The following is a 23,002-nucleotide window of genomic DNA, read 5'->3' as shown; positions in this document are numbered from 1 at the left end:
ACCAGGAGATTCCGGATAACGTCATGCAAATAAAAAGCGGTTCTCGCTACGAGAATCGCTTTCACTTTTTGAGATGCGCGCGGATCACCGGCTTGTAAACTGCAACACGCCCAACAACAGCGCAATGCCGACGCCGAAGATGAACAATCCGATGACGATATAAAACGCACGAATACCGGTCGGTCCGAGACTTCGAATGAAACTATAGTTGTGCGCGGGATTGAGCAGGATTTGCCAACCCAGCACTCCTCCGGCAACTCCGACAATACCGATAACGGTGAAAATGATCCCGGTAACCAATGATTGCATGGCGACTCCTTTGAAAATGTGGGGCAAGTTTCCAACTTGCCTGCTTCGTCCGCGCTTCAACCCAGGACGGCAATTTGGAAAATTGCCCTACGAACCTAGCGACTCATTTCCGCACGGTCGAGATATTTTTTGAGCGTTCCTTCACGCACCGACCAGATGCCGGTTGCGAATTGATCAATGAATGCGCGATCATGTGTCGCGACGAGCACCGTCCCCGGAAACGCGTCGAGCGCGGCGACGAACCGCGCGCGCGAGGGAATATCCAGGTGATTGATCGGCTCGTCGAGCAAGAGACAATTTACACCCGATACGACCAAACGCGCAAGCAGCAAGCGCGCGCGTTCGCCGTAACTCAGCGCGCCAACGCGCGTAAACACTTGGTCGCCGGTGAACAAGAAAAAGTGGAGCAAGTGGCGCGTCGCCGTTTCGTCCATCGGCTTGAGCGCGCGAATCAGTTCAATCGGTGTCGCGTCTGCATCCAGGGTTTCTTGTTCCTGCGGCATATAACCCAGCCGCACATTCGCACCGATTCGCACGCTCCCCTCCGTCGGCGCGAGTTCGCCCGCGATGACGCGCAACAACGTCGTCTTGCCCGACCCGTTCGCGCCGACGAGCGCGATACGTTCGCCGTGTCGCAACGTTTGATTCGCGTGACGAAACAACCATCGTTCGTCGTAAGCAAATCCCAGGTCGTCCAATGTCACGCCGATTTGTCCGCCGCGCGGCATCGCGCCGAAATCCAACTTCATTTCGTACGTGCGCGCCGGTTTCTCGACGCGTTCATCCGTCAAGAGGTGTTCGACGCGTCGTTCGATTTGTTTCGCGCGGCGAACCGTTTCGAGACCGCGATTCGCAAAGAATCCTTTCGCGAACTTGTCGCCGCTGTCTGCCTTGCCGCCCTTGCGAAACTGCGCGATGCCGCGCAAATGCCGTGCCGCGCTTTGCAAGCGTCCGATTTCGTCTTGCTGGTCTTGCCACGCTTCGAATTGTTTTTCGCGCGCGCGCGCTTTCGCTTCGACGTAATCGCTATAGTTGCCGGCGTACTCGGTAACGCGATGCGTCTTGTCGTCCAGTTCGAGAATGCGCGTCACCGTCGCGTCGAGAAACGCCCAGTCGTGCGAAACGATGAGCGCTGCACCGCGATACCGCACGATGAATCGCTCCAACCATTCGAGCGCGTCCATGTCGAGATGATTCGTCGGCTCGTCAAGCAACAGCAACGCCGGTTCGGCGAGCAGCAATCGTGCCAACCCCGCACGCGTACGTTGCCCACCGCTCAACTTGGCAAGCGGCGTCTCTGGCGGCACATCCAGACCCAGCCCTGCGAGAATTTCTTCGCAACGCGGCTCGACTGCATAACCGCCGAGCGCGTCGAACCGCGCCATCGCGTCGCCGTACTCGGCGAGCAGTTCGTCCGACGACGATTGCGCCATCCGCGCGGCAAGCGATTCGACGCGCGCACGCGCCGCGTCGAATCCTGGCATGCCCTCGCGCACGAACTCGCCCAGCGTGCGCGTGTCGTCGAGCGCGATGCCTTGCGCGAGATAGCCAAGCGACGCGCGCACGCTCACGACGCCGCGATCCGGTTGCTCGATGCCCGCGATAATTCGTAGCAGCGTCGTCTTGCCGCACCCATTCGGTCCGATCAACCCGACGCGTTCGCCCGCGTTCACGATGAACGACACGTCGTCGAGGATCGTTTGGATGCCGTATGTTTTGGTAAGGCGCGTCATTTGGAGCATCGCATCTCCAGTTGCCAGTGTTCAGTGTTCAGTATTCGGTATCCAGAACTGGATACCGAATACTGAACACTGATTTCTGAATTCTGAATTCTGCCCTATCACACCGGGATCACGAACGAACCGCGCTTCGGGAACAACGCGTCAAGCAAGAACCACGCATCGTCCTTTGCCCACGCGTCGGGATAGACCTCGCGCAATTCCGTCATCGAGTGGCGACCGAACAGTAATTGCAAAAACACTCGCGGCGGAAAACCTGCGTCCGCTTCGTGCTCGATGGGTTGCCATGTCTCCGCGCGCACACTACCCTTGTCGAGAATCAAGCGCATCCCACCACGATACTCGTTGATCTTGATTTCGCCGGTATGACCCGCGAACGCGGATTGTTGCAGATTCGTTTCGAGCGCAGGTGCGACGTGATGGATGAACGCCGGCACATCGGTGACGCGAATGTACCAGCCGTACACCGAGCGCATGCGCGTGGGCAATTCCGGCATCGCGTCGTACGCCGGGTGCGCGCGACCCAGGTTCAGGTAGAGTCCCTTGATTTCCTTGTTCTGCTTTTTGCCCTCGTCGAGCGCCATCACTTTCATTGCGCGCAAGACCGTCGGCATCACTGCGCGCATGGATTGTCCTTCGATCACCGCGAACTCGAACGTGCCATACCACGCATTCATGCCCAACTCACGCGTGGTCACGACATAGCCGACCGCGCGTCCTTCCGCGTTTTCGATGATGTTGAACGGACACTTGCAGTACGAATCGGGCGATACGTCGAGCAAGTATCGCCAGTACGCGTCGGTGCGCGGACACGCGACGAGCGACCGCGCGCAATCGCGCGCGTAGAGCGACTGGGCGAACGCAAGATCGTCGTACGTCATCGCGCGCAAACGGTACGGTTCCGGCTCGCCTGCTTTCAGTCCGGGAATCGCGTCGAACGTGAGCAACTTGCCGCCGCTCAGGTCGAGCGCGTACTCGTACCCAAACTGGCGATAAAAGTACGGAATGCCGGTGATGCCCTGCAACTGATGTCCCATCGCCGCGCTGAGCGCGTGCAACGTGTCGAACTGTTCGCGCACCAAGCCGCGCCGGCGATAGTTCGGATCGCTTGCGACCATTTCCGGGCGACCGACGGCGAAGGGAATGCCGGCGTACGACCAGGTCTGCGGAATCAACAACATCGTGGAAACGATTTTGTGCGCGACCGTGTCCTCGACGAGGAAGACGTTCGACGCGCCGACCGCGGGATGCGCGGTGATGTACTCGCGCGTGAACGCCGCGGCATTTTCGTCAAAGTGATCGCGTCCAAACACTTCGCCGCTGAACTTGGCGAGCGGCTCAACGTCGGCAAGCGTCGCCGTGCGTAGAACCAAACCGTCGCCGAGTGGACGCGGCAGTTCAATCAATCCGAATTGGATTTGGGCTTGCAAGGTTTGTGCTTTGAGACTCATTGTGATTTCTCCAGAACCTTGCGAAGGTTTCACATCCTTCGCAAGGTTTTAATGTAGTACACCCATGCGGGCTGATCCACGTAACCCAGTTTTTGGTTCATCGCGATAACCGGTGCGTTGCGCGAATTCGTCACGGTCAGAATCTTTGGATGCCCGTGCGCTTGCGCGTACGCGATCATCCGTTTCTTGAACGCCCGCGCGATGCCGCATCGTCGCGCGTCGCGCCGCACGCCGACCCAGCGCGTGTCAATTTGTTCGCCTGGCTCTGCCGCCGCGAGCATCGCCAAACCCAGGTACTCGCCGTCACGCGCCGCGACCCAAAACGCGGCAAGGTTCGCGCGATGATTCGTGAGGAACATTTCGCGCCAGCGCGCGTACTCGGTGCGCGTTAGCGGTTCGATGAACGCGGTATCCGCGCGCGTGTCCTCGAACAGGTCGTACAGTTTCTCATCGCGCGCCGGGTCGTGCGCGAGTTCGGCGTACGTTTTGATCGCGATGCCGCGCGTGTACGGTTTGTCCTCCGCGTTGGCGAGTGACGCGAGATCAAAGCGCGTGACATCGAGATGCGATTCGTACGAGCGCCACTCTTCGGCAAAACCGCGTTGCGTGAGAAAACGCACACTCGCGTCCATATCCTCACGCAGCGCGAATCGCACGAGCCAGGGATCGCGTTGCGTCACCGCGTTCATCACGGTGTCGTACAATGCCGCGCCAATGCCGCGTCGTTGAAACGCCGGGAGCACTTCGACGCGCAGCCAGTACTTGTCGGGATGATACCGCCCGGCGATTTGATCGTACTCGCCCATCCCGACAACCTGACCATCCACCTCGGCGACCCAGCGCGCGTGCGCGCAGTGCGGCGGACGATTCGCGTCGTCGCTCTGCCATTGTTCTGGCGTCAGTTTTTCTTCTGTCCAAAACGTGTTGTTGATTTCCGCAATCGCGGCGTAATCGTTCGGTGTGAAGCCGCGAATTTGCATATTATCTTCCTTTGACCGCCGACAACCGACCGACGACCGCCGCTTTTGAAATTGGCGGTCGGCGGTCAGTGGTCGGCAGTCGTGGCTTATAAAAACACCTCGCTCGAATCGCGCTTGACGTTCCGCTTCCACAGTTCGCGCGCGAGTTGCCGCGCGTTCGCCTCTACGCCGTACCGCGCAAAGTACTCGCACACGCGCGCGACATCGCGTTCGAACATCGCGAACGCCTGCGGATTGACGTACGGGTTTACGGCTTGCGGAAAATCAATGATGCGAATGTCACCGTCCCAGTAGAGAATGTTGAACGCGGACAGGTCGGCGTGCACGACGGCGTGCGCGAGCATCGCTTCGACGTTGTGAACGACGCGGTCGAACAGTGGCTGCGCTTCTTCGCGCGCGAGACGGACCGCGTTTAATGTCGGCGCGGGCATCTGCGCTTCGCCGAGATATTCCATCAAGATAACGTTGCCGCCTTGCGCGATCGGTTTCGCCACCTCGACGCCGACGGCATGCAGTTTCACCAATGCCTGGTATTCGTTCGCGAGCCACGCATCGTGCAACAGTCCTTGCCCATAGCCGGATTTTTTTTGCATCGCGAGTTTTTCGCGCCGCCCGCGAATCGCCTGGTTCTCTTCGTCGAGTATCATGCGTCCTTGCCGGTACTCGGCGTCGTTCTTGAGCGTGCGAAAGATTTTCGGACGGTACACTTTAGCCGCGAGGTGTTGTAGCTCCATCCGCGGATCGGCGAGACAACAATACACCGTCGCTTCCTTGCCACCCTTGACCTGGCGCAACACATCCGCGATGTAGTGGTCTTCGTAGAACGGACCCAGGTATTCGAGAATCCACGCGCGTTCAAAGCGCGACGCGTGAAACGTCGGATTGAACTCGGTCTCGATTCCGAGTTGTGCAACTGGGTCGAACATCGTCACGTTGCCGAGCGGCGCGTCTGCGCGTTTCGGTGGCTTGCTCACGCGTTTGCCTTTGCGTTGATGGTGTCGCGCGTTTGGTTCGTCGTCGTCGAGATACGCCTCGCGAGTTGTGTCGAAATTCATTTTGAAAGCCCCGTCAGCACGGCGGTGCTTTCGTTCAACATCACCGTGCCCAATTCGTTTGGTTGATCGATACGTCGAATTGAAATTGTTCTTCCGCTTGCATAGTTTCCTCCTGTGGGGCAAATTTCCAATTTGCCCATTGATTGTGGCAAATTAGAAATTTGCCCTACGTGACGCGCGCGCGAACAACGCGAGCGCGGGCGACAGAATCGCCGCGCTTGCCGCGAGCGCGGCGCGCAATGAAACGAGATCGCCAATTAAACCGACCGGCGGACCGCCGACGATCTGCCCGAGCGCGTCCACCTGACTACTCATCGAGAGCACCGTCGCGCGCACCTGCGAGTCGAGTTGTTGATTCACCCAGGCGGTATACAATCTGCCGAACGTGCGACGTAACGCCGACCACAACCAGTACGCCACGACCGCGAACCAGAAATCGAACGATGCCGCGAACGCGGCGAGCGCGACGATCATCGCGATATTGATCGCGAACAACGCGCGCCGAATCGCGTTTTCATCCTCCATCTTGACGCGACGGTGCGCGATTTCGCTCGCCGCGATACCGAGCACGATCCCGCCGACACGCAAGATGCCGAACCAGGTCACCGTCGTCAGCCCATCGAAAGTTGGAACGGTGAACACCAACAGGAACGGCGTCCATAACCGGTCCACGCCTTCGCTGTACAAACCGTGAAACCAACCGATGCCGAGAATTCGCGTCAACCCAGGACGTTTGCGAACCATCGCGATGCCTGCGCGGAACGTGTGCCACATCTGTTGAAACGAGTTGCGGTTCCCGCGCGGCGTCGGCGCGAACCCGGTTTCCGGCATGAACCACGCGAGAAGAATTCCCAGCACGATGAATGCCACACCGCCTGCGATGATTGGCAAGTTGACACGTTCATTTCCCAGCACGACACTCGCCGCGATGCCGATCAGCGTACCGAATCGTCCGACCTGGGATGCGCGCAGAAACGCGCGTCCCGCGTTCGCCTCACCGATTTCATCCGAGAGCCATGCTTCGGTTGCGCCGCTGGTAAACGTGTAACCGATGCCCCAGACTATTTGCGCGATCAGCACCGCGCCGAAAACCGGAAACACTCCTTCGATGATGAAACCAACGCCGATCAGGATGTAACCGATGATGACCGAGAGTCGCCGGCTGTACACATCGGCGACGACGCCGGTTGGAACTTCAAAGATGAACGCGGTCAGTTCGAGCGTCGTGCCGACGAGCACGAGTTGCAACGGATCGAGTCCGACCACCGTCGCTTGATAGATCATATTCACGGTGAAGATCAGCGACGAGATTGCGCCATCCGCGCCGTTCATCATCAAGTAGGTTGTGTAGGCGTCTGGTTTCTTCATTCCCAGTATTCAGTCTTCAGTCTTCAGTGTCCAGTGTTCAGTCACCCAGTTCTGAATACTGAATTCTGAACACTGAATACTGTTCACTATCCATTTCGTTTCAGTTTCCCCGTCCGCTTGGCGTACTGCTCCGCGGTACGGAACATCCACAAGCCGAGCGGCACGAGCAACGCGCCCATCACGATGAGCGGCGCGATGTACTGCCATAGCGCGAGCGTGGGCGCGCCGTCGAGCAACGCGGCGCGCGAACCTTCGAGCACGTACGTCGCGGGCGAGTAACGCGCGAAGACTTGCAACCAGCCCGGCAACACCGTCACGGGATAGTACACACCGGACACGAGCAACAACAACGAGATGATGACGTGCGTCATCTGTTGTCCTTTTTCCGGAAAGAGCAAGGGCAGGATCGCGACCGCGACGCCGACGCCGATGAACGAAATGCTACCGACGAGCAACACGAGCGTGCCGCCGATAAGATTCGCTTTCGATAGGTCAATCTCGAAGAAGAGCGCAGTGATGCCGAGAATGACCGCCGTGTGGATCATCGAGTACACAACCGCGAACGCGGTGTGCCCGGCGAGATGCGTGAGACGCGTGATCGGCGCCATCAGCGTGTACTCGATCGTGCCTTCCCAGCGTTCCATCCCGATGATGTCGGTGAGCCAATAGAAAATCACCGAGAGGTAGCGCCACACAATCGTGCCGATGATGAGATACAGCACGAGATAGTGACTGTCCACCGCCGCGTTACTCAACGCGCCGACGCCGGGCGCGATGAACGCAACCGAGAGCGAGTTGGTGATCGAGTAGAACAACCATACGATCTCCCACGCCCAGTATCGTTTCACGATATTGATATTGCGTTCGATGAACGCGTAACTTGCTTTGAGTTCGTAGACGAGTGCCGTCATTTTTTATCCTCTTGGTAAAACAATACCTTCGCCAAATCGTTTTCACCCGTTTTTTTATCCGCGAATAACGCGAATCTCCGCTAATTTTTAAATTCATTCGCGTTATTCGCGGATGAATTTATGATTTTGGCGAAGGTGTTGTAAAAGGTAAATGGTAATTACGAATTACCATTTACCACTTCCCATTCTGCGCGCAAAATCCCCATCCAGATCACATCGTACCGCCCACCCTCACGGCGCATGAGTTCGCGCGCACGCCCTTCGACCCGAAAACCGGCTTTTTCGTACGCGCGCATGGCGCGTGCGTTGTAACCGAACACGCTCAGCGAAACGCGATGAAGATTCAGTTCGGTGAAGGCGAAACGCAGGAGCACACGCATCGCGTCCGTGCCGTACCCTTTGCCCCAATAGTCGCGTTCGCCGATGCCGATACCGACCCAGCCATCGCCGGACGACCAACTGATGCCACTCAAACCGACAAAACCGATCAGCTTGTCATCGGCGAGCGTGCGAATCATAAAACCGAAACTGGTGGGATCGTCGTTCTCCATCCACTTTTGAATGCTCTCTTTGGTCTGCGGAGTCGAACGCGGTGTTGCCGGGTCGGTATCGAGCAAGCGCGCGTATTCCGAATCGCGCGACCAATGCGCCACCACTTCAGCATCCTTGTCCGCGTTCGCCGCGGCAAGTCGCACGCGTTCACCTTGCAACAATGTCGAATTCATTTTTGACTCCATTCATTTCGCAAAATGCCGTATCCCAACAAATCCCACCGTTTGCCATCGCGATGAATCACCTCGCGGCGACGCGTTTCGAGCACAAACCCGGCGCGTTCCAGTATCTGTTTGGCACGCGCGTTGTAATCGGGCACTTGGGCGGCGACCCGATGCAAGTTAAGTTCGTCGAACGCGTACTGCAGGGCGAGTGTCAACGCTTCGCGCGCATAGCCCTTGCCGCGCGCGTCCGCGTCGCCGATGCCGAACGTGAGCAGTGCGATGCCGTGCGTCCACTCGATGCGTGCGAGCCGCACGAATCCGATCATCCGGTCGTCGTCGCACGCGCGAATCGCGAAATGAAACTGGCGTTCGTTCTTCGCGATTTCTTCGTACTGCTTTTTGATTTGATTGGGCGAGCGCGGGCGAATCGGCGCGACGCCCAGCATCCGCACGTACTCCGCGTCCTGCGTCCAGCGCGATTCGATCTCCGCGTCGCGGTCGGCATCCAGCGCGCCGAGGCGAATGAGCGTACCTTGAAAAAGTTGTGTTTGCATTTTGAATCTCCGAAAATATTTGTTACGTCACTCGTTACGCGCCACCCGTCACACGTCACTCTCTGTTTTGAGTTGCTTGCCGGTCAATTGCATAAACACGTCTTCGAGCGTCGGCGGGTGTGCGTTGCGATGGACCAATCGTTTGAGCGCGTCCGGCGTATCGAGCGCGACGATTTTGCCGTCGGCGATGATCGCGATGCGGTCGCACAGCGCGTCCGCTTCGCTCATGTCGTGCGTCGTCAGGACGATGGTCGCATCGTGCTGGTCGCGCAATTCGCGCACGAGCGTTTGCACTTCGCGCTTGCTGCGCGGGTCGAGTCCCGTCGTCGGTTCGTCGAGCAGGAGCAAGACCGGCGCGGTGAGCAACGCGCGCGCGATCGCAACCTTTTGTTGCATCCCGCGCGACATTTCTTCCATCGGCTGGTTGATCGCGCCCGCGCGCACATCGAGGCGCTTGAGAATCGCGGCGATTTTCGCGCGCGCGTCCGTACCGTCCAAACCGTACAAGCGCGCGCCGTACATCAGATTTTCGAGCGGCGACAGTTTCTTAAAAAACGCGGCTTCGACCGACACGCGGTTGATCAGTTTCTGCACCGCGCGTTCCTCGCGTACGACATCGTGACCGAAAATCGTCACGCGTCCGGTATCGGGCACGAGCAGAGTCGAAATCAAGCGAATGAATGTGGATTTGCCAGAGCCGTTCGGTCCGAGCACGCCGAGGATTTCACCGCGTTGGACTTGAATCGAAATGTTATCCACCGCGCGCACCGGTTTGTGTGCGGCATCGCCGCGCTTGAACGGATTCCAGCCGGCGGTTACAAAACTTTTGGAGACGTTCTGCATTTCGAGAGCAATCGCGATTGACATCGTAAACCTCCAACGGACCCTGCGTTGGACACGCAGGAATAAAAAAACCGTGAGTCACAGAGAACCCACGGCAAACACGCGCGCAAATAGCGCAAAAAACAAAATCGCCGTGGGCGTAATGCGACCCACGGCGAAACCGTTACATCATTCCGGCAATGGGCGCACTACGGCAGGGTGAAAACTCCCTTCAGACCGCCGATAAGGTTGTAGTACACCATCCCATTGCTCCTTTCGTTAGAATGACCGCATTATACTCAGATTGCCTGCCAAGTCAAATAGGTCTTGGAGGGGCGAAGCATTTGCCACGATTTGATTCTTGAACAAGCCGGTTTCCATTTGAAAAGCAATCTGCCCAAGCCAAGAGTTTCATGCAAATGCTTCGCCACTACGCGCCGATTTGGAATTCCCGTTACCGTGTTGAAAGCGACACAATCAACATCGCGTCTTTCGAGATCGGATCTACGATGCGGATCACCGCGAGGTTTTGATTGCCGCGCAAGTACAGCGCGGTTTGCGTCATTTCGTTTTGCTGATTCACCTGCGCGAGCACGTTGCTCACCATACCGTTGTCGCCCCAGCCCGCCGCTTTCAACTTGTCGTCGTAGAATCTTTTCACGGCGTCCCACGTCGCCTCTTTCGGCATGACGAAACCTTTTTGCTCCATCTTGCCGCCCGCGCCCATCGCTTGCCGCAGCGCGGCATCGCCCTGCATGTTCTTGGCGAGCGTATCGCCCACGCGACTATCGCCCGCTTTCAACTCGCTTGCGCCGGGATACGCCGGCACGTCGTTGATCGTTGCCGCGCTCGCGCCGCTCAACACACCACATGCGTTCAAGGACATCACGATGAACGCGACAAAGGCAACGAGAAAAAACTTGCCATTCATAGAACCTCCTCCACCTGTGTGATTGGTACTCCCGCGTCGAACCAGTGTGGTTGATCGTCGGCAGGATCGCCTAGTTCGATAATTTCGATAGAGACGCGGGTGTGATGGACGGGAGACGCAATCGCGATGAACGATTCGCCGGCGTCGTCCCAGGTGATGGTCCACGTTTCCGTCGTCACGAGCTTGCGTACCCGCCGGATGACTCGCGCCATCGCCAGCATCCTTTCTAGCCGGTCGCCATCGGCGCCGAACGGACCCAACGCACTGCCAATTCGGTGCGCGAACGCGTTTGCGTTTTTGCAAACACGCGCGTCAGCACATTCGTCACTGTCTTGCTACTAAGCGCAAGTTGGTACGCGATCTCTTTATTGCTCGCGCCCGTCGCGACCAAGGCGATGATCTCGCGTTCGCGCGCACTAAGGTGATTCATTTTGCCCTCCTCCGAAATGTAGGACAAGTTCCCAACTTGTCCCTACCTGGGCAAGTTCCCAACTTGTCCCTACCTGGGCAAGTTCCCAACTTGTCCCTACCTGGGCAAGTTCCCAACTTGTCCCTACCTGGGCAAGTTCCCAACTTGTCCCTACCTGGGCAAGTTAGAAACTTGCCCTACAATCTGCCTGTGTTATACCAAAATTCGCGGCGCGATAGTTGACATTTTTTTCATAGTCACCCGCCCACCATTTTTCTTGCGGCTTTCTAACGCCAATCGTTTGACAATTCATTCGCAAATGTAGAAAATATCGCCATTCCAATGACAACCACCCGCAAATCGGCAATCACACCCGAATCCTTCGACACGTTTGGCGAACTGCTGCGCTTTCTGCGTCGCCGCGCACAACTCACGCAACAAGAGCTGGCGACCGCGGCGGGGTACAGCGTCGCGCAGATTTGCCGCTTTGAGCAAAACCGCTGGCTACCCGACCAGGCGACGATTGCCGCGTTGTTCGTGCCCGCGCTCGATTTGCAAAACGAACCGGCGTTCGCCGCGCGCTTGATGCAACTCGCCGCCACACCCGCGCGGACAAATCGTCTGACGATTCAGCGCACCATCGTTCAATCCGAAACCGAAACGATTGAAGACCTCGGCGCGCTCGAAGATATTCCCGCGCCGCCCACGCCCAACATTCCGCGCGATGCCGCGCTCGCGAATCTGCGCGCGCAACTGCGCCTGCATCATCGCCTCGCGCTCGTCGGGATGGCGGGACTCGGCAAGACCGCGCTGTCCGCCGCGCTCGCGCGGGAGTGCGCGCAAACGCAACCCGTCTTTTGGCTCACATTCACCGCCGAGGTCACGACTTCGGTGGACGCGATTCTCCGGCGCCTCGCGCTCTTTCTCGTCGCGCGCGGACAATCGCGCGCCGAGCCGATCTTACGCGAACGCCGCGAAACGCCGATGCGCCTCGATCAAAAAATCAGTTTGATCAGCGCGGGCTTGACGCCGCTCCGCCCGCTCCTCTGTTTCGACAACGCGCAACTCGTGCAGAACGATTCGGATATCACCCAGGTTTTTCAACATCTCATCGCGTCCGCGTTTTGCAATCTGCTGTTCATCAGCCGCGAAGACGTGCCGCTACCCAACGTCATCACCGTGCCAATGGAAGGACTCGCGCCGACGGAAGCCAACGCGCTCATCGCGTTGATCGGCGGCGCGCTCACGCCCGATCTCGTGGAACGTTTGTGGAACAAGACCGGCGGCAGTCCCATGTTGATTCGGCTCGCGGTCGGACAATTGCGCGGCGCGCGCGGCGACGCGGACGCAACGCGATTTATCGCGCACCTGGAACGTCAACCCCAGGTCGCGACGTACTTGCTCGACGCGGTGCTCCGCCACTTGCCCGCGAATACCGCGCGGCTCGCGTCGCTCCTCTCGATCTTTCGCCAGCCCGTTGACCTGGGTGACGAAAGTCTGGTCGAGTTGTTGCGCGGCACAGATGAGCATTTCGATTATCGCCGCGCGGTCGGCGAATTACAACGCCGTCATCTGATTCAACATCCGATGCACGCGTCGTTGCATCCACTCGTGCGCGATCATTTTTATCACGCGCTCGTCGCCGATCTACCGCGCCGCCGCCGCTTGCATCGCCTCGCCGCCGAGTGGTACGATGCGCGCGGCGATGTGCTCGAAGCCGCGCATCATCGCGTTCACGCCGGGCAACTCACGCTCGCGGTGGACTTGGTTTCGAATCAGGTCGAGACCTTGTTCCAAAACGGTCAGGCGCTCGCCGCCGCACAAGTGATCGAAGCGATGCTCAAACAACCGCGCCACGCCGCGCTCAAACCGGAAACGCGCCGCCGCTTGTTGGTTGCGCGCGGCGATTTGCTTTTGCTCACCGTGCGTGCGCCGGACGCGGAAGCCAGTTATCGCGACGCGCTCGCGCTCGCGGAGCAAGCGAATGTTGCGCCGGCGGTGCGCGCAGACATCATGCGCCGGCTCGCCAATCGGTTGAGCCAACGCGGTCAACGCGCCGAAGCGTATCAACTCACCGCGCGCGCGCTCGAACTGATTTCGCCGCACGACACCTTGTTGCGCGCGCGCCTGGCAATCAGCGCGAGCAGTTACTTGCATTCACTGCTGCGGATGGACGAAGGCGAACAGTGTGCGGAAGAGGCGCTGCAATTGGCGAACGAGTTGGCGCGCGTCTCCTCGCGCTTGGCGGATGAGATTCGCGCGCGCGCGTACTATGAACTGGGATCGTTCAAACGCTCGCGCGGCGATTACGCCGGCGCGATTGATCTCTGGCGACGCACTGGCGAATTGGCGAACCAGGTCGGGTTGGCGCATCTTGAAATCAGCGCGCTAGGGAGCGTCGGGGGAATGCTCTACGACCTGGGTCAGGTCGCGGAATCGTTGCAGATGCGGAATCACGCGCTCGCGCGCGCGGAGGCGCTGGGCGACACGTACGCGGTGGTCACGTTCCTCACCCACACCGCGAACAATTATCGCGCGATGACCGATTACGCGACCGCGCTCGCGCGGCTCGATCAGGCGTGCGATCTCGCGCGGCAGATGAAGGATCAGGAAGGTCTGACGCTCGCGGAGAATCAGCGTGTGACCGTGCTCATCGCGCTTGGGCGCGTGGACGAATCGCACGCGTTGATCGCGCGCGTCGTGCGCGATTCGGAGAGCTGGCTCGAAGGACGGATGCGCTGTTACTTGCGCGACAAACTCGCGGTCACGCAAATGCTCAAGGGGCAACTAAGCGAAGCGCAGACGACGTTGCGCGCCGCGCTCGCACTGCCGCCCGCGCAACAAGAGATCGCCGTGCGTCTGCGTTTGCAAACGACGCTCGCGCTCGCGTTGATCGCGGACGGCAAGGCGGACCACGCCGCGCCGCTGCTCGCCAAACCGTCGGGGGATGTGCCGCTATGGATGGAACTGGATCGGCAGTTGGCGCTTGCCGCGCTCGCGCTCGCGCAACGCGACCCGGCGCGCGTGAATAAAATCGCGACCCAGGTTGCCGAACGCGCGCGCGCTGCGGGCTTGCTCTACAACGCGGAACGCGCGGAGCGATTGCTCCACGCGGCGAACCAGCCACCGCCGTTGATCGAATTGCCGCAAATGATCTGGATGTAAAACCAACAAAAACCAGGTTTCTTGGAGAAACCTGGTTTTTTGATCCTCCCGGTATTTTTACAACTCACTTGCCGCCGCCTGGTCGAGCAGCCACACGACGGACGCGTTCGGCGGGCGAATCAATTGCGCGGGCAATTCGTCTGGACGGAACGCGCCGCGCATAACCTCGCGCACCGTCGTCGCTTTGTCCGCGCCCGCGACGAGCCACAGAATAGTTGCCGCCGCGTTGATGACCGGCGCGGTCAACGTGATGCGGTTCATTTTCACTTCGGCGATGTACTCGGCGACGACCCAGCGTTCCGTCTCGCGCAACGCGCGCGCGTGCGGAAACAGCGACGCGGTGTGTCCGTTCGCGCCGAGACCGAGAAGAACCAAATCAAGAACCCCCACCCCGACCCTCCCCCGCTCCGCAGGGGAGGGAGTTTCAACCTCCATCCCAAGTCTCTCTCGCTCTGCAGGGGAGGGAGAAAAAAACGCGCGCATCTCGTTTTCGTACTCGCGCGCGGCGACATCGGGCGCGAGTTCCGCGCGGATGCGATGAATGTTTTCAGCGGGCAGCGGCACGCGCGCAAAGAGCGCATCGTGCGCCATTTTGAAATTGCTGTCCGCGTGATCGGGCGGCACCGCGCGCTCGTCGCCAAAGAAAACATGCACGCGCGACCAATCTACTTGCGCGGAAATTTCCGGCGTCGCGAGCAACGCGTACAAATCGCGCGGCGTCGAACCGCCGGACAAGGCGACTGCGAACTGCCCGCGCGCGTCCATCGCTTGGCGCGCGAGCGACACGAAACGTGTTGCGGCATTCCGCGCAAGCGCACCGCGATCAGAAACAATTTGGATTTCGGGATCGTCCATTACAATTTTCGATTTTTGATTTTCGATTTGTGATTTGCAATTCGCAATCCGCGATTGAAAAATCAGAAATCAGAAATCGCAAATCGCAAATCCGCCTCACGGTTCTCGCCAGACGCGCCCATCGCGCGCGAGCAAGTTATCCGCCGAACGTGGTCCCCAGGTATTCGCCGCGTAATTCGGGAATGTCGGCGAGGGCGAGTTTTGCCACTGCTCCAAAATCGGCGTGACGAGCGACCACGCGATTTCCACTTCGTCCTTGCGATTGAAGAGCGTCGAGTCGCCGCGCAACGCGTCGAGCAAGAGCGTTTCGTACGCTTCGCCCGGCACACTGCCGAACGCGGTCTTGTAATAAAAATCCATGTTGACATCGCGCAGACGAATCGCTTGCCCCGGTTGCTTCGCCGCGAATTTCAAGTGGATGCCCTCGTCCGGCTGAATTCGGATCGCGAGGACGTTCGGCTCGACGCCCTCGGCGACTTGTTGCGCGAACAAGGGATGCGGCACCGCTTTGAATTGAATCGCGATTTCGGTGACGCGGCGCGGCAAACGTTTGCCGGTGCGAAGATAAAACGGCACGCCCGCCCATCGCCAATTATTGATCGCGAGTTTCAAGGCGACGAACGTTTCGGTGCACGAGGTTGGATCCACGCGCGGTTCTTCGCGATAACCTGGGGTCGCGCCGTTCACCGAGTACTGCCCGCGCACGATTTGGTTGTTGATTTCATCGGGCGAAAGCATATCAATCGCGCGCAATACTTTGACTTTTTCGTCGTGCACCGCCGTCGCGTCGAACGACACCGGCGGTTCCATCGCGGTCAATGCCATCAACTGTAAGAGATGCGATTGCACCATGTCGCGCAACGCGCCGCCGGCGTCATAGTACCCGCCGCGCCCTTCCACGCCGACCGATTCGGCGGCGGTGATTTGCACGTGATCAATGTAATTGCGATTCCACAACGGTTCGAGAATTGCGTTGCCAAAGCGAAAGACCAAGATATTTTGCACCGTCTCTTTGCCGAGATAGTGATCAATGCGATAGACCTGGGACTCGTTAAAGACGGCGAGGACCTCGCGATTCAATTCGTACGCGCTCGCGAGATCCGTGCCAAACGGTTTTTCGATGATGACGCGCCGCCACCCGTACTCGGCGCGCGCCAGCTTCGCCGCGCCGAGTTGCTCGACGATCAGCGCGTAGTATTCCGGCGCGGTCGCGAGGTAGAACAACACATTGCTACCGGTGCCGCGCTCGGTCGCCACGCGCTCTAAAAATTTCGCAAGCGAGATGCACCCGTTGAGATCGTGGAACTCGGCTTGATGATAGAACAATCCTTGCGCGAACACATCCCACTTGGGATTGTTCATCGAATTGTTGCGCGCAAATTGCGCGACCGCCTCGCGCATTTCGGCGCGAAACTCGTCGCTCGTTTTTTCACGGCGCGCAAATCCAACGATGGTGAATCCTTCGGGCAAGCGTTTGTCGCAATACAAATCGAACAACGCCGGCACGAGTTTGCGTTGCGTTAAATCGCCGGTCGCGCCAAAGATGACGAGCGCAGCCGGCGGCGGCAGACGTTGCGGCGTCATGCCGACGCGCAGTTGCGGTGTGACAGTGCTATCGGTTGGATTCATCTAATTACCTCGTCCGTCAAGTTGTAGGGGCGGGGTGACCCCGCCCCTACAATTTATTTCCGCTCCTTCAACGCATTTACAAATTCCTTCGCCAGTTGCGCGAGCGACCCGCCGCGTTTCACGCGCACCCGCAACGCGCGGCGTTTGTGACTTTGCAGCGCTTGCCAATCGCCGAGCGCCTGCGCGCGTTTGAGCGCGCCGAACGAGTACGCCTCGCCGGGAATTTTCGCGTCCGCCGCGTCGTCGGCGACGATTTGCAGACCCAGGACGGTGTTCGCGCCGCCCTTATGTAACTGTCCTGTCGAGTGCAAAAAGCGCGGACCGAAACCCAACGTCGTCGCGAGTTTGCCCGCGCGGCGCGCCCCGACCCGTATCGCTTGCAACGCACGATGATTTTTCGGCGACCGCTCGACGTACGCCATTAGCGCGAAATAATCGTTCGGCTGCGCGTGCGCCATGAACGCGCGAAACACGTCGCGCAGCGTTTTGACCTTGGACATTTTTTCGGTCGCAAACACTTCGAACTGCTTGTTCTTCCAAACCGGTTTTTCGGCTTTGGGTTTCTTGGTCGCCAGCACGCGCTTGGTGTTGTCTTTCGATTCTTGCACGTTCGGTTGATCGAACGCGTTGATGCCGATCTGCGCGCCGGCGACGGCGGTCGCAAATTCCCAGCGGAAAAATTCCGCGCCCACATCGTACACATCGCGCATGTGCAAACGCACGACCGGTTGCCCGGCTTCTTCGAGTGCGGTCACTTTGCGGTCGAGCGCGGCGTTCTTCGCGCCAGCCAATCGCAAATAAACGAACACGCGATCATCGCCGTACTGCGACGACGGCGCGAGCGGCTCGCCGTCCACCGGCGTCAGCCCCTTGCCTTCCTTGCCGGTAGATTCTGCGATGAGTTGCTCCGCCCACGCGCCGAACGTTTCGAGACCACGCGAGGTGATGACGGTGATCTTGTCGCGTTTGTGTTTCGCAAGCGCGCCCCACACCACACCCAGCCACAACCCAGGATTCGCGTCGCTCGCGCACGCGCGCGCCATTTCTTCCGCGCGTGTCAGCAGACGATCCAAGTCAATCCCCATCAACGCGGCGGGCACGAGACCAAAGAACGAGAGCGCCGAGTAGCGTCCGCCGATGTCCGCGGGATTGCGGAACACGTGGCGAAAACCTTGCGCTTGCGCGAGTTGATCGAGCGAGGTGCCCGCGTCCGTGATCGCGACAAAACTTTGCGCGGACACTTGTTTCGCAAAGTATTTATAGTGCGACGACGTTTCGACCGTGCCGCCCGATTTGCTCGCGATGATGAACAGCGTTCGCTTGACATCGAGTTTGCGTTCGAGCGCGCGAATCGTCGCGGGATCGGTCGTATCGAGCACGAACATTTTCGGAAAACCGCGCGCGACGCCGAGCGTGTCGCGCAACGTTTCGACGCAGAGCGAACTGCCGCCCATCCCGCACAGCACGACCGATTTGTACCCGGCGCGTTTCACTTCGTCCGAAAACGCGCGCAGGTCGGCGATATTTTTTCGCATCTCCGTTGCAACCGTCAGCCAGCCGAGACGGTCCACGATTTCATGTTGCTCCGCGGGTTTCGCTTTCCACACCGCCGGGTCTTTTTGCCAAATGCGCGGCACGATCTTGGAGTTCTGCGCGACGCGGAGCGCCTCGTCCACCTCGCGCGCAAACTTGCCGAGGTTCGCGCTGTGGCGCGCGTTCGCCGCCGCGGTAATCTTGGCTTCGATGCTACCCAGCAATTGATCGAACGCTTGGTCGAACTTGACCACGCCTTCGTCGAGCACCTGATCGGTGATCGCTTGCATGCGGATGCCGACCGAACTCAGGTCTTGCAACACGCGCAACGCGCCGGGGATAGCGTCTTCAATCGTGACGCGCGGCTTGCCGTGATCGCGGTACGCGTCAATCGTTTCCAACGGCAAGGTGTTGATCGTATCGGGACCGATCAACGTTTCGACGTACAGCACGTCGGGATAATTTGGATTCTTGGTGCTCGTGCTCGCCCAGAGTGGTCGCTGCACGCGCGCCCCTTTCGACTTGAGCGCGATAAAACGCGCGTCGCCAAAAATTTTCTTGAACAGTTGGTACGCGAGCTTCGCATTCGCAATCGCGGCTTTGCCGCCCAACGCTTCGAGTTTCGCCTGGAGCGCGGGATCCGTCGTCGCTTTCATTTTGTCCGCGAGCAATTTATCGCCGAGCGTGTCAATGCGGCTGACGAAGAAACTCGCGACCGACGCGATGCGATCAATCGGTTTTCCCTCCGCCGCGCGGCGTTCGAGCGCGCGCACGTACGCCCACGCGACCTGCTCGTACGCTTCGACCGCGAACAACAACGTGACGTTGACATTCAACCCACTATAAAGACATTCTTCAACCGCGGGGACGCCCGCGGGCGTCCCCGGAATTTTGATCATCACGTTCGGACGATTGACCGCTTTGAAAAAACGTTTCGCCTCGGCAATCGTGCCGGCGGTGTCGTACGCGAGTTTCGGCGAGACTTCGAGACTCACAAATCCGTCGCCGCCCTGGGTCGCATCGTACACCGGGCGAAACACATCGCACGCGGTTTGAACATCTTTGATCGCGAGCGTTTCGTAAATTTCGAGTGCGCGCTTGCCCGCCGCGATCAGGTCACGCACATCGTCATCGTAATCGTGACTGCCGGCAATCGCTTTTTCGAAAATGTTCGGGTTGGACGTTTCGCCGGCGACGCCGTCGTCGTCAATCAATTTCTTGAGTCCGCCCGACGTGATGTGCGAGCGGCGGATGCTGTCGAGCCAGATGGATTGTCCAAGTTGTTTCAGGTCGAGAAGTGGATTCGTTGACATCGTGTTCTCCTATTTTCGATTTTCGATCCTTCGCTTTGCTCAGGACGATGTTTTTGATTTGCGATTTTGGTCTGGTAATCGAAAATCGGCACTCGAAAATCAAGAATTTTCCTTTTCGAGTGCAATAACCTTGTCGAGCCGCCGTTGAAAGCGCGGATCGAGCGAAAATTGCGCGGACGCGAACGCGCGCACCAATTCGCGCGCGAGTTCGTCGCCGATGATGCGCGCGCCGAGCGCGAGCACGTTCATGTGGTCGTGCTCGACGCCTTGCCGCGCCGAGTACGTGTCGTGACACAACCCCGCGCGCACGCCGCGCATTTTGCTCGCGGCAATCGCCGCGCCAACGCCGCTGCCGCACAACACGATACCGCGTTCGGCTTGCCCGCGTTGAATCGCCGCGCCGACCGCGCGCGCGAAATCCGGATAATCGTCGGCGGCATCGTACGCGCGCGCGCCGCAATCCACAATAGTATGCCCAAGTTTGGTCAGTTCGTCAATCACCGTTTGCTTGAGCGTAAAGCCGCCGTGATCAGCGCCAACTGCTATTTTCATTTCGACCTCAAACTTCTACCGCCAAGACGCAAAAGATTTTTTTCATCTTCTTCGCGCCTCGGCGCCTTCGCAGTGAAATTATTATTTTAATTTCGAGAACGCGGTCGGCGCGAGAATGACATTCGAGATGTGTGTGTAAAGTTCGCCGTCTTTAATCGTTTCGGCTTTTGCCTTGTTCCAGTCCGGATCACTCATAAACGCGTCCCACTTTTTGTGACGCTCACCCAGGTCGGTCCATTCGAGCATGTAGTATAAATCCTGATTGCTCTCGCTGATCATGGAGGTCCAAAAACCGACTTGGCGAATGCCGTGTTTCTCCCAGAACTTGAGCGTCGTCGTCTCGAATCGTTTGATAAGCGCGGGCAGCTTGCCCGGCGTGGCGTGATAAATTCGCAATTCGTAAATCATGTTTTACCTTTGTTTGGTAGTTGGATAGTTGGGTCGTTGGCTATTCCAACGATTCAACTATCCAACTATCTAACGTCCCAACAACTTGTTCGCGCGAGCGACAACGTTATCCACCGTGAATCCCAGCTTTTCGAAAATCACGGCGAACGGGGCGGACGCGCCAAAGCGATCCAAGCCGATCACATCGCCGTCGAGTCCGACGTACTTGTGCCAGCCCTGCGTGATGCCCGCTTCGACGGCGAGACGCGCGCGAATGCTCGGCGGCAAAACCGCATCGCGATATTCTTTCGGTTGCGCGTCGAACAATTCCCAGGATGGCATCGAGACGATACGCGCGGCGATGCCCTGCTCGGCGAGTTTCTTTTGCGCGCCAACGATCAACGGCACTTCGGAACCGGTCGCCATCAAAATGATTTCAGGATGCCCGCTTGCGGCATCGGCGAGTATGTACCCACCGCGTCGCACGCCATCCGCCGATGCGTACTGCGTGCGATCCAATGTCGCGAGGTTTTGGCGCGTGAGCAGAATCGCGACCGGCGCGTTTGTTTCGATGGCGACGCGCCACGCGACCGCGACTTCGTTCGCATCGCCGGGGCGAATCACAGTGAGGTGCGGAATCGCGCGCAACGCGGCAAAGTGTTCGACCGGTTGGTGCGTCGGTCCATCCTCGCCCACGCCGACGCTGTCGTGCGTGAAAACGAAAATGACGTGTGTCCCCATAATCGCGGCGAGGCGCATCGCGCCGCGCATGTAATCGCTGAACGTGAGGAACGTCGCGGTGAAGGGCAAGATGCCGCCATGCGCCGCCAGTCCGTTCGCAATCGCGCCCATCGCGTGCTCGCGCACGCCAAAGTGCAAATTGCGTCCTGTGTAACCGATGCCGCCGCCGACCGCGCCTTGTGTGTCGCCGTTCGCGAGTCCGGGTGGGAGAAAATCGCCGAGACCTTTCATCGCGGTATTCGTAGAGGGATTCAAGTCCGCCGAGCCGCCGATAAGTGTTGGGATATTTTTCGCAATCGCGTTCAGCACTTGACCGCCTGCCGCGCGCGTCGCGAGACCTTTCGCGTCCGCCGGAAAAATCGGAATGTTCGCGTCCCAACCCGCCGGCAGTTCACCTTTGAGCGCGCGTTGCAACTCGGACGCAAGTTCCGGAAATTCTTTCGCGTACGCGGCGAATTTTGCGTTCCATTCGTTTTCCGATTTTTTTCCGGCGTCAATTGCTTCGCGGAAATGTTCGAGCGCCTCGCCGGGCACGACGAACGATTCGTCCGGATTCCATCCCAGGTTTGCTTTCGTCGCCTTGACTTCATCGGGACCGAGCGGCGCGCCGTGAATCTCGAACGTGTTTTGTTTGTGCGGCGCGCCAAAGCCGATGATCGTGCGGACGAGAATCAAGGTCGGCATGGTCGTTTCGGCTTGCGCGGCGCGAATCGCGCGCTCAATCGCGGCGGTATCGTTGCCATCGTCTACGCTGATCGTTTGCCAGCCGTACGCCTCAAAGCGTTTCGCGCGGTCTTCGCTGAACGAGAGCGCCGCCGCGCCGGCGAGCGAGATGTAGTTGTTGTCGTACAGACAAATCAACTTGCCGAGCTTGAGATGACCGGCGAGCGACGCGGCTTCGGCGGTGATGCCTTCCATCATATCGCCGTCGCCGAGCATCGCGTACGTCAAGTGATTGACGATGTCGTGTCCCGGTTTGTTGTACCGCGCCGCGAGAAATTTTTCCGCGATTGCCATGCCGACCGCGTTGCTAAACCCCTGTCCGAGAGGTCCCGTCGTCGTTTCGACGCCGGGTGCAAGTCCGCGTTCGGGATGACCTGGCGTGATGCTTTCCCACTGGCGAAATTGTTTCAGGTCGTCGAGCGAGACGCCATAGCCGGTGAGGTGCAAGAGCGAATAGAGCAACATCGAGCCGTGTCCGCCGGACAGGACGAACCGGTCGCGGTTGAACCATTGCGGATTGCTGGGACTGTGTTTGAGAAAACGCGTCCAGAGTGTGTACGCCATTGGCGCGCCGCCCATCGGCAAGCCAGGGTGTCCACTGTTCGCTTTTTGAATCGCGTCCACCGCGAGAAAGCGAATCGTGTTAATGCAGAGTTGGTCGAGCTGGGGGGGTGGTTGGGTGGTCATAGGTTCTCCAAAATTGATCTATTTCTCCTAATTAGTTCTTGTTGGAAAATTCAGTTTTGAGCATGACGTTTGCGGTGCCGCCGCTTGTGCAGTGTTCGGGCAATGACGACCAAGTTAGCGACCAAGATGCCCCAGCCGACCCAGCGCTCAAAGCCATCCGCGCCGTGATACG

20 protein-coding genes are annotated in these 23,002 nt (G+C 58.9%); 1 reads left to right on the top strand and 19 read right to left on the bottom strand.

From position 1 onward, the window contains the following. Window positions 1-84: 84 nt before the first annotated feature. The 13 genes from HY868_27295 to HY868_27235 form a co-directional block, all read right to left on the bottom strand. The gene (locus HY868_27295) at window positions 85-309 is read right to left on the bottom strand and encodes a hypothetical protein (GenBank protein MBI5305864.1); all 225 of its coding nucleotides are present in this window, start codon (window positions 307-309) and stop codon (window positions 85-87) included. Window positions 310-404: 95 nt separating this feature from the next. Then, window positions 405-2,051 (bottom strand): ABC-F family ATP-binding cassette domain-containing protein, encoded by a 1,647-nt coding sequence (locus HY868_27290; GenBank protein ID MBI5305863.1) that lies wholly within the window; start codon window positions 2,049-2,051, stop codon window positions 405-407. A 98-nt stretch (window positions 2,052-2,149) separates the two neighbouring features. After that, the gene (locus HY868_27285) at window positions 2,150-3,499 is read right to left on the bottom strand and encodes a GNAT family N-acetyltransferase (protein MBI5305862.1); all 1,350 of its coding nucleotides are present in this window, start codon (window positions 3,497-3,499) and stop codon (window positions 2,150-2,152) included. Window positions 3,500-3,528: 29 nt separating this feature from the next. Further along, window positions 3,529-4,479 (bottom strand): GNAT family N-acetyltransferase, encoded by a 951-nt coding sequence (locus HY868_27280; protein ID MBI5305861.1) that lies wholly within the window; start codon window positions 4,477-4,479, stop codon window positions 3,529-3,531. 86 nt (window positions 4,480-4,565) lie between these two features. Beyond that, the gene (locus tag HY868_27275; protein MBI5305860.1) at window positions 4,566-5,534 is read right to left on the bottom strand and encodes a hypothetical protein; all 969 of its coding nucleotides are present in this window, start codon (window positions 5,532-5,534) and stop codon (window positions 4,566-4,568) included. A gap of 153 nt (window positions 5,535-5,687) precedes the next feature. Beyond that, a complete protein-coding gene (locus HY868_27270; protein ID MBI5305859.1) occupies window positions 5,688-6,902 on the bottom strand; it encodes an MFS transporter in 1,215 nt (404 codons plus the stop codon). Window positions 6,903-6,988: 86 nt separating this feature from the next. Further along, window positions 6,989-7,813: an ABC transporter permease gene (locus HY868_27265; protein MBI5305858.1), complete on the bottom strand. Its 825-nt coding sequence runs from the start codon at window positions 7,811-7,813 to the stop codon at window positions 6,989-6,991. A 158-nt stretch (window positions 7,814-7,971) separates the two neighbouring features. Next, complete coding sequence (locus HY868_27260) at window positions 7,972-8,538, bottom strand: GNAT family N-acetyltransferase (protein MBI5305857.1); 567 nt, start codon at window positions 8,536-8,538, stop codon at window positions 7,972-7,974. Beyond that, entirely contained in the window at window positions 8,535-9,083 is a 549-nt protein-coding gene (locus HY868_27255; GenBank protein MBI5305856.1) for a GNAT family N-acetyltransferase, read from the bottom strand. Before HY868_27255 ends, HY868_27260 begins: the two co-directional genes overlap by 4 nt. A 48-nt stretch (window positions 9,084-9,131) precedes the next feature. Further along, on the bottom strand, window positions 9,132-9,950 hold the full coding sequence (locus HY868_27250; GenBank protein MBI5305855.1) for an ABC transporter ATP-binding protein: 819 nt from the start codon (window positions 9,948-9,950) through the stop codon (window positions 9,132-9,134). 409 nt (window positions 9,951-10,359) lie between these two features. Then, a complete protein-coding gene (locus HY868_27245; protein ID MBI5305854.1) occupies window positions 10,360-10,836 on the bottom strand; it encodes a hypothetical protein in 477 nt (158 codons plus the stop codon). Then, on the bottom strand, window positions 10,833-11,048 hold the full coding sequence (locus HY868_27240) for a hypothetical protein (protein MBI5305853.1): 216 nt from the start codon (window positions 11,046-11,048) through the stop codon (window positions 10,833-10,835). Before HY868_27240 ends, HY868_27245 begins: the two co-directional genes overlap by 4 nt. A 14-nt stretch (window positions 11,049-11,062) precedes the next feature. Then, on the bottom strand, window positions 11,063-11,266 hold the full coding sequence (locus HY868_27235) for a helix-turn-helix transcriptional regulator (protein MBI5305852.1): 204 nt from the start codon (window positions 11,264-11,266) through the stop codon (window positions 11,063-11,065). Between the two features lie 321 nt (window positions 11,267-11,587). Here HY868_27235 and HY868_27230 point away from each other — a divergent pair, with 321 nt between their 5' ends. Further along, window positions 11,588-14,410: a helix-turn-helix domain-containing protein gene (locus tag HY868_27230; GenBank protein MBI5305851.1), complete on the top strand. Its 2,823-nt coding sequence runs from the start codon at window positions 11,588-11,590 to the stop codon at window positions 14,408-14,410. 57 nt (window positions 14,411-14,467) lie between these two features. Here the strand turns inward: HY868_27230 and pgl are convergent, their stop codons facing one another. The 6 genes from pgl to tkt all read right to left on the bottom strand — a co-directional run bounded on the left by pgl (window position 14,468) and on the right by tkt (window position 22,830). Further along, window positions 14,468-15,265 carry a 6-phosphogluconolactonase gene (gene pgl, locus HY868_27225; GenBank protein MBI5305850.1) on the bottom strand — a complete coding sequence of 266 codons (798 nt, stop codon included), beginning with the start codon at window positions 15,263-15,265 and terminating at the stop codon, window positions 14,468-14,470. A gap of 96 nt (window positions 15,266-15,361) precedes the next feature. After that, a complete protein-coding gene (zwf, locus tag HY868_27220; GenBank protein ID MBI5305849.1) occupies window positions 15,362-16,894 on the bottom strand; it encodes a glucose-6-phosphate dehydrogenase in 1,533 nt (510 codons plus the stop codon). A 53-nt stretch (window positions 16,895-16,947) separates the two neighbouring features. Beyond that, window positions 16,948-19,740 carry a bifunctional transaldolase/phosoglucose isomerase gene (locus tag HY868_27215; GenBank protein MBI5305848.1) on the bottom strand — a complete coding sequence of 931 codons (2,793 nt, stop codon included), beginning with the start codon at window positions 19,738-19,740 and terminating at the stop codon, window positions 16,948-16,950. Window positions 19,741-19,839: 99 nt separating this feature from the next. After that, window positions 19,840-20,292 (bottom strand): RpiB/LacA/LacB family sugar-phosphate isomerase, encoded by a 453-nt coding sequence (locus HY868_27210; GenBank protein ID MBI5305847.1) that lies wholly within the window; start codon window positions 20,290-20,292, stop codon window positions 19,840-19,842. A gap of 81 nt (window positions 20,293-20,373) precedes the next feature. Then, on the bottom strand, window positions 20,374-20,700 hold the full coding sequence (locus HY868_27205) for an NIPSNAP family protein (GenBank protein MBI5305846.1): 327 nt from the start codon (window positions 20,698-20,700) through the stop codon (window positions 20,374-20,376). Window positions 20,701-20,769: 69 nt separating this feature from the next. After that, window positions 20,770-22,830 (bottom strand): transketolase, encoded by a 2,061-nt coding sequence (gene tkt, locus HY868_27200; protein ID MBI5305845.1) that lies wholly within the window; start codon window positions 22,828-22,830, stop codon window positions 20,770-20,772. Between the last annotated feature and the right edge of the window lie 172 nt (window positions 22,831-23,002).

The organism is Chloroflexota bacterium, assembly GCA_016219275.1.
Classification (GTDB): Bacteria; Chloroflexota; Anaerolineae; order UBA4142; family UBA4142; genus JACRBM01.
The sequence above is the reverse complement of the archived record's forward strand: the minus strand, read 5'-3'. Positions and strand labels throughout refer to the sequence as shown.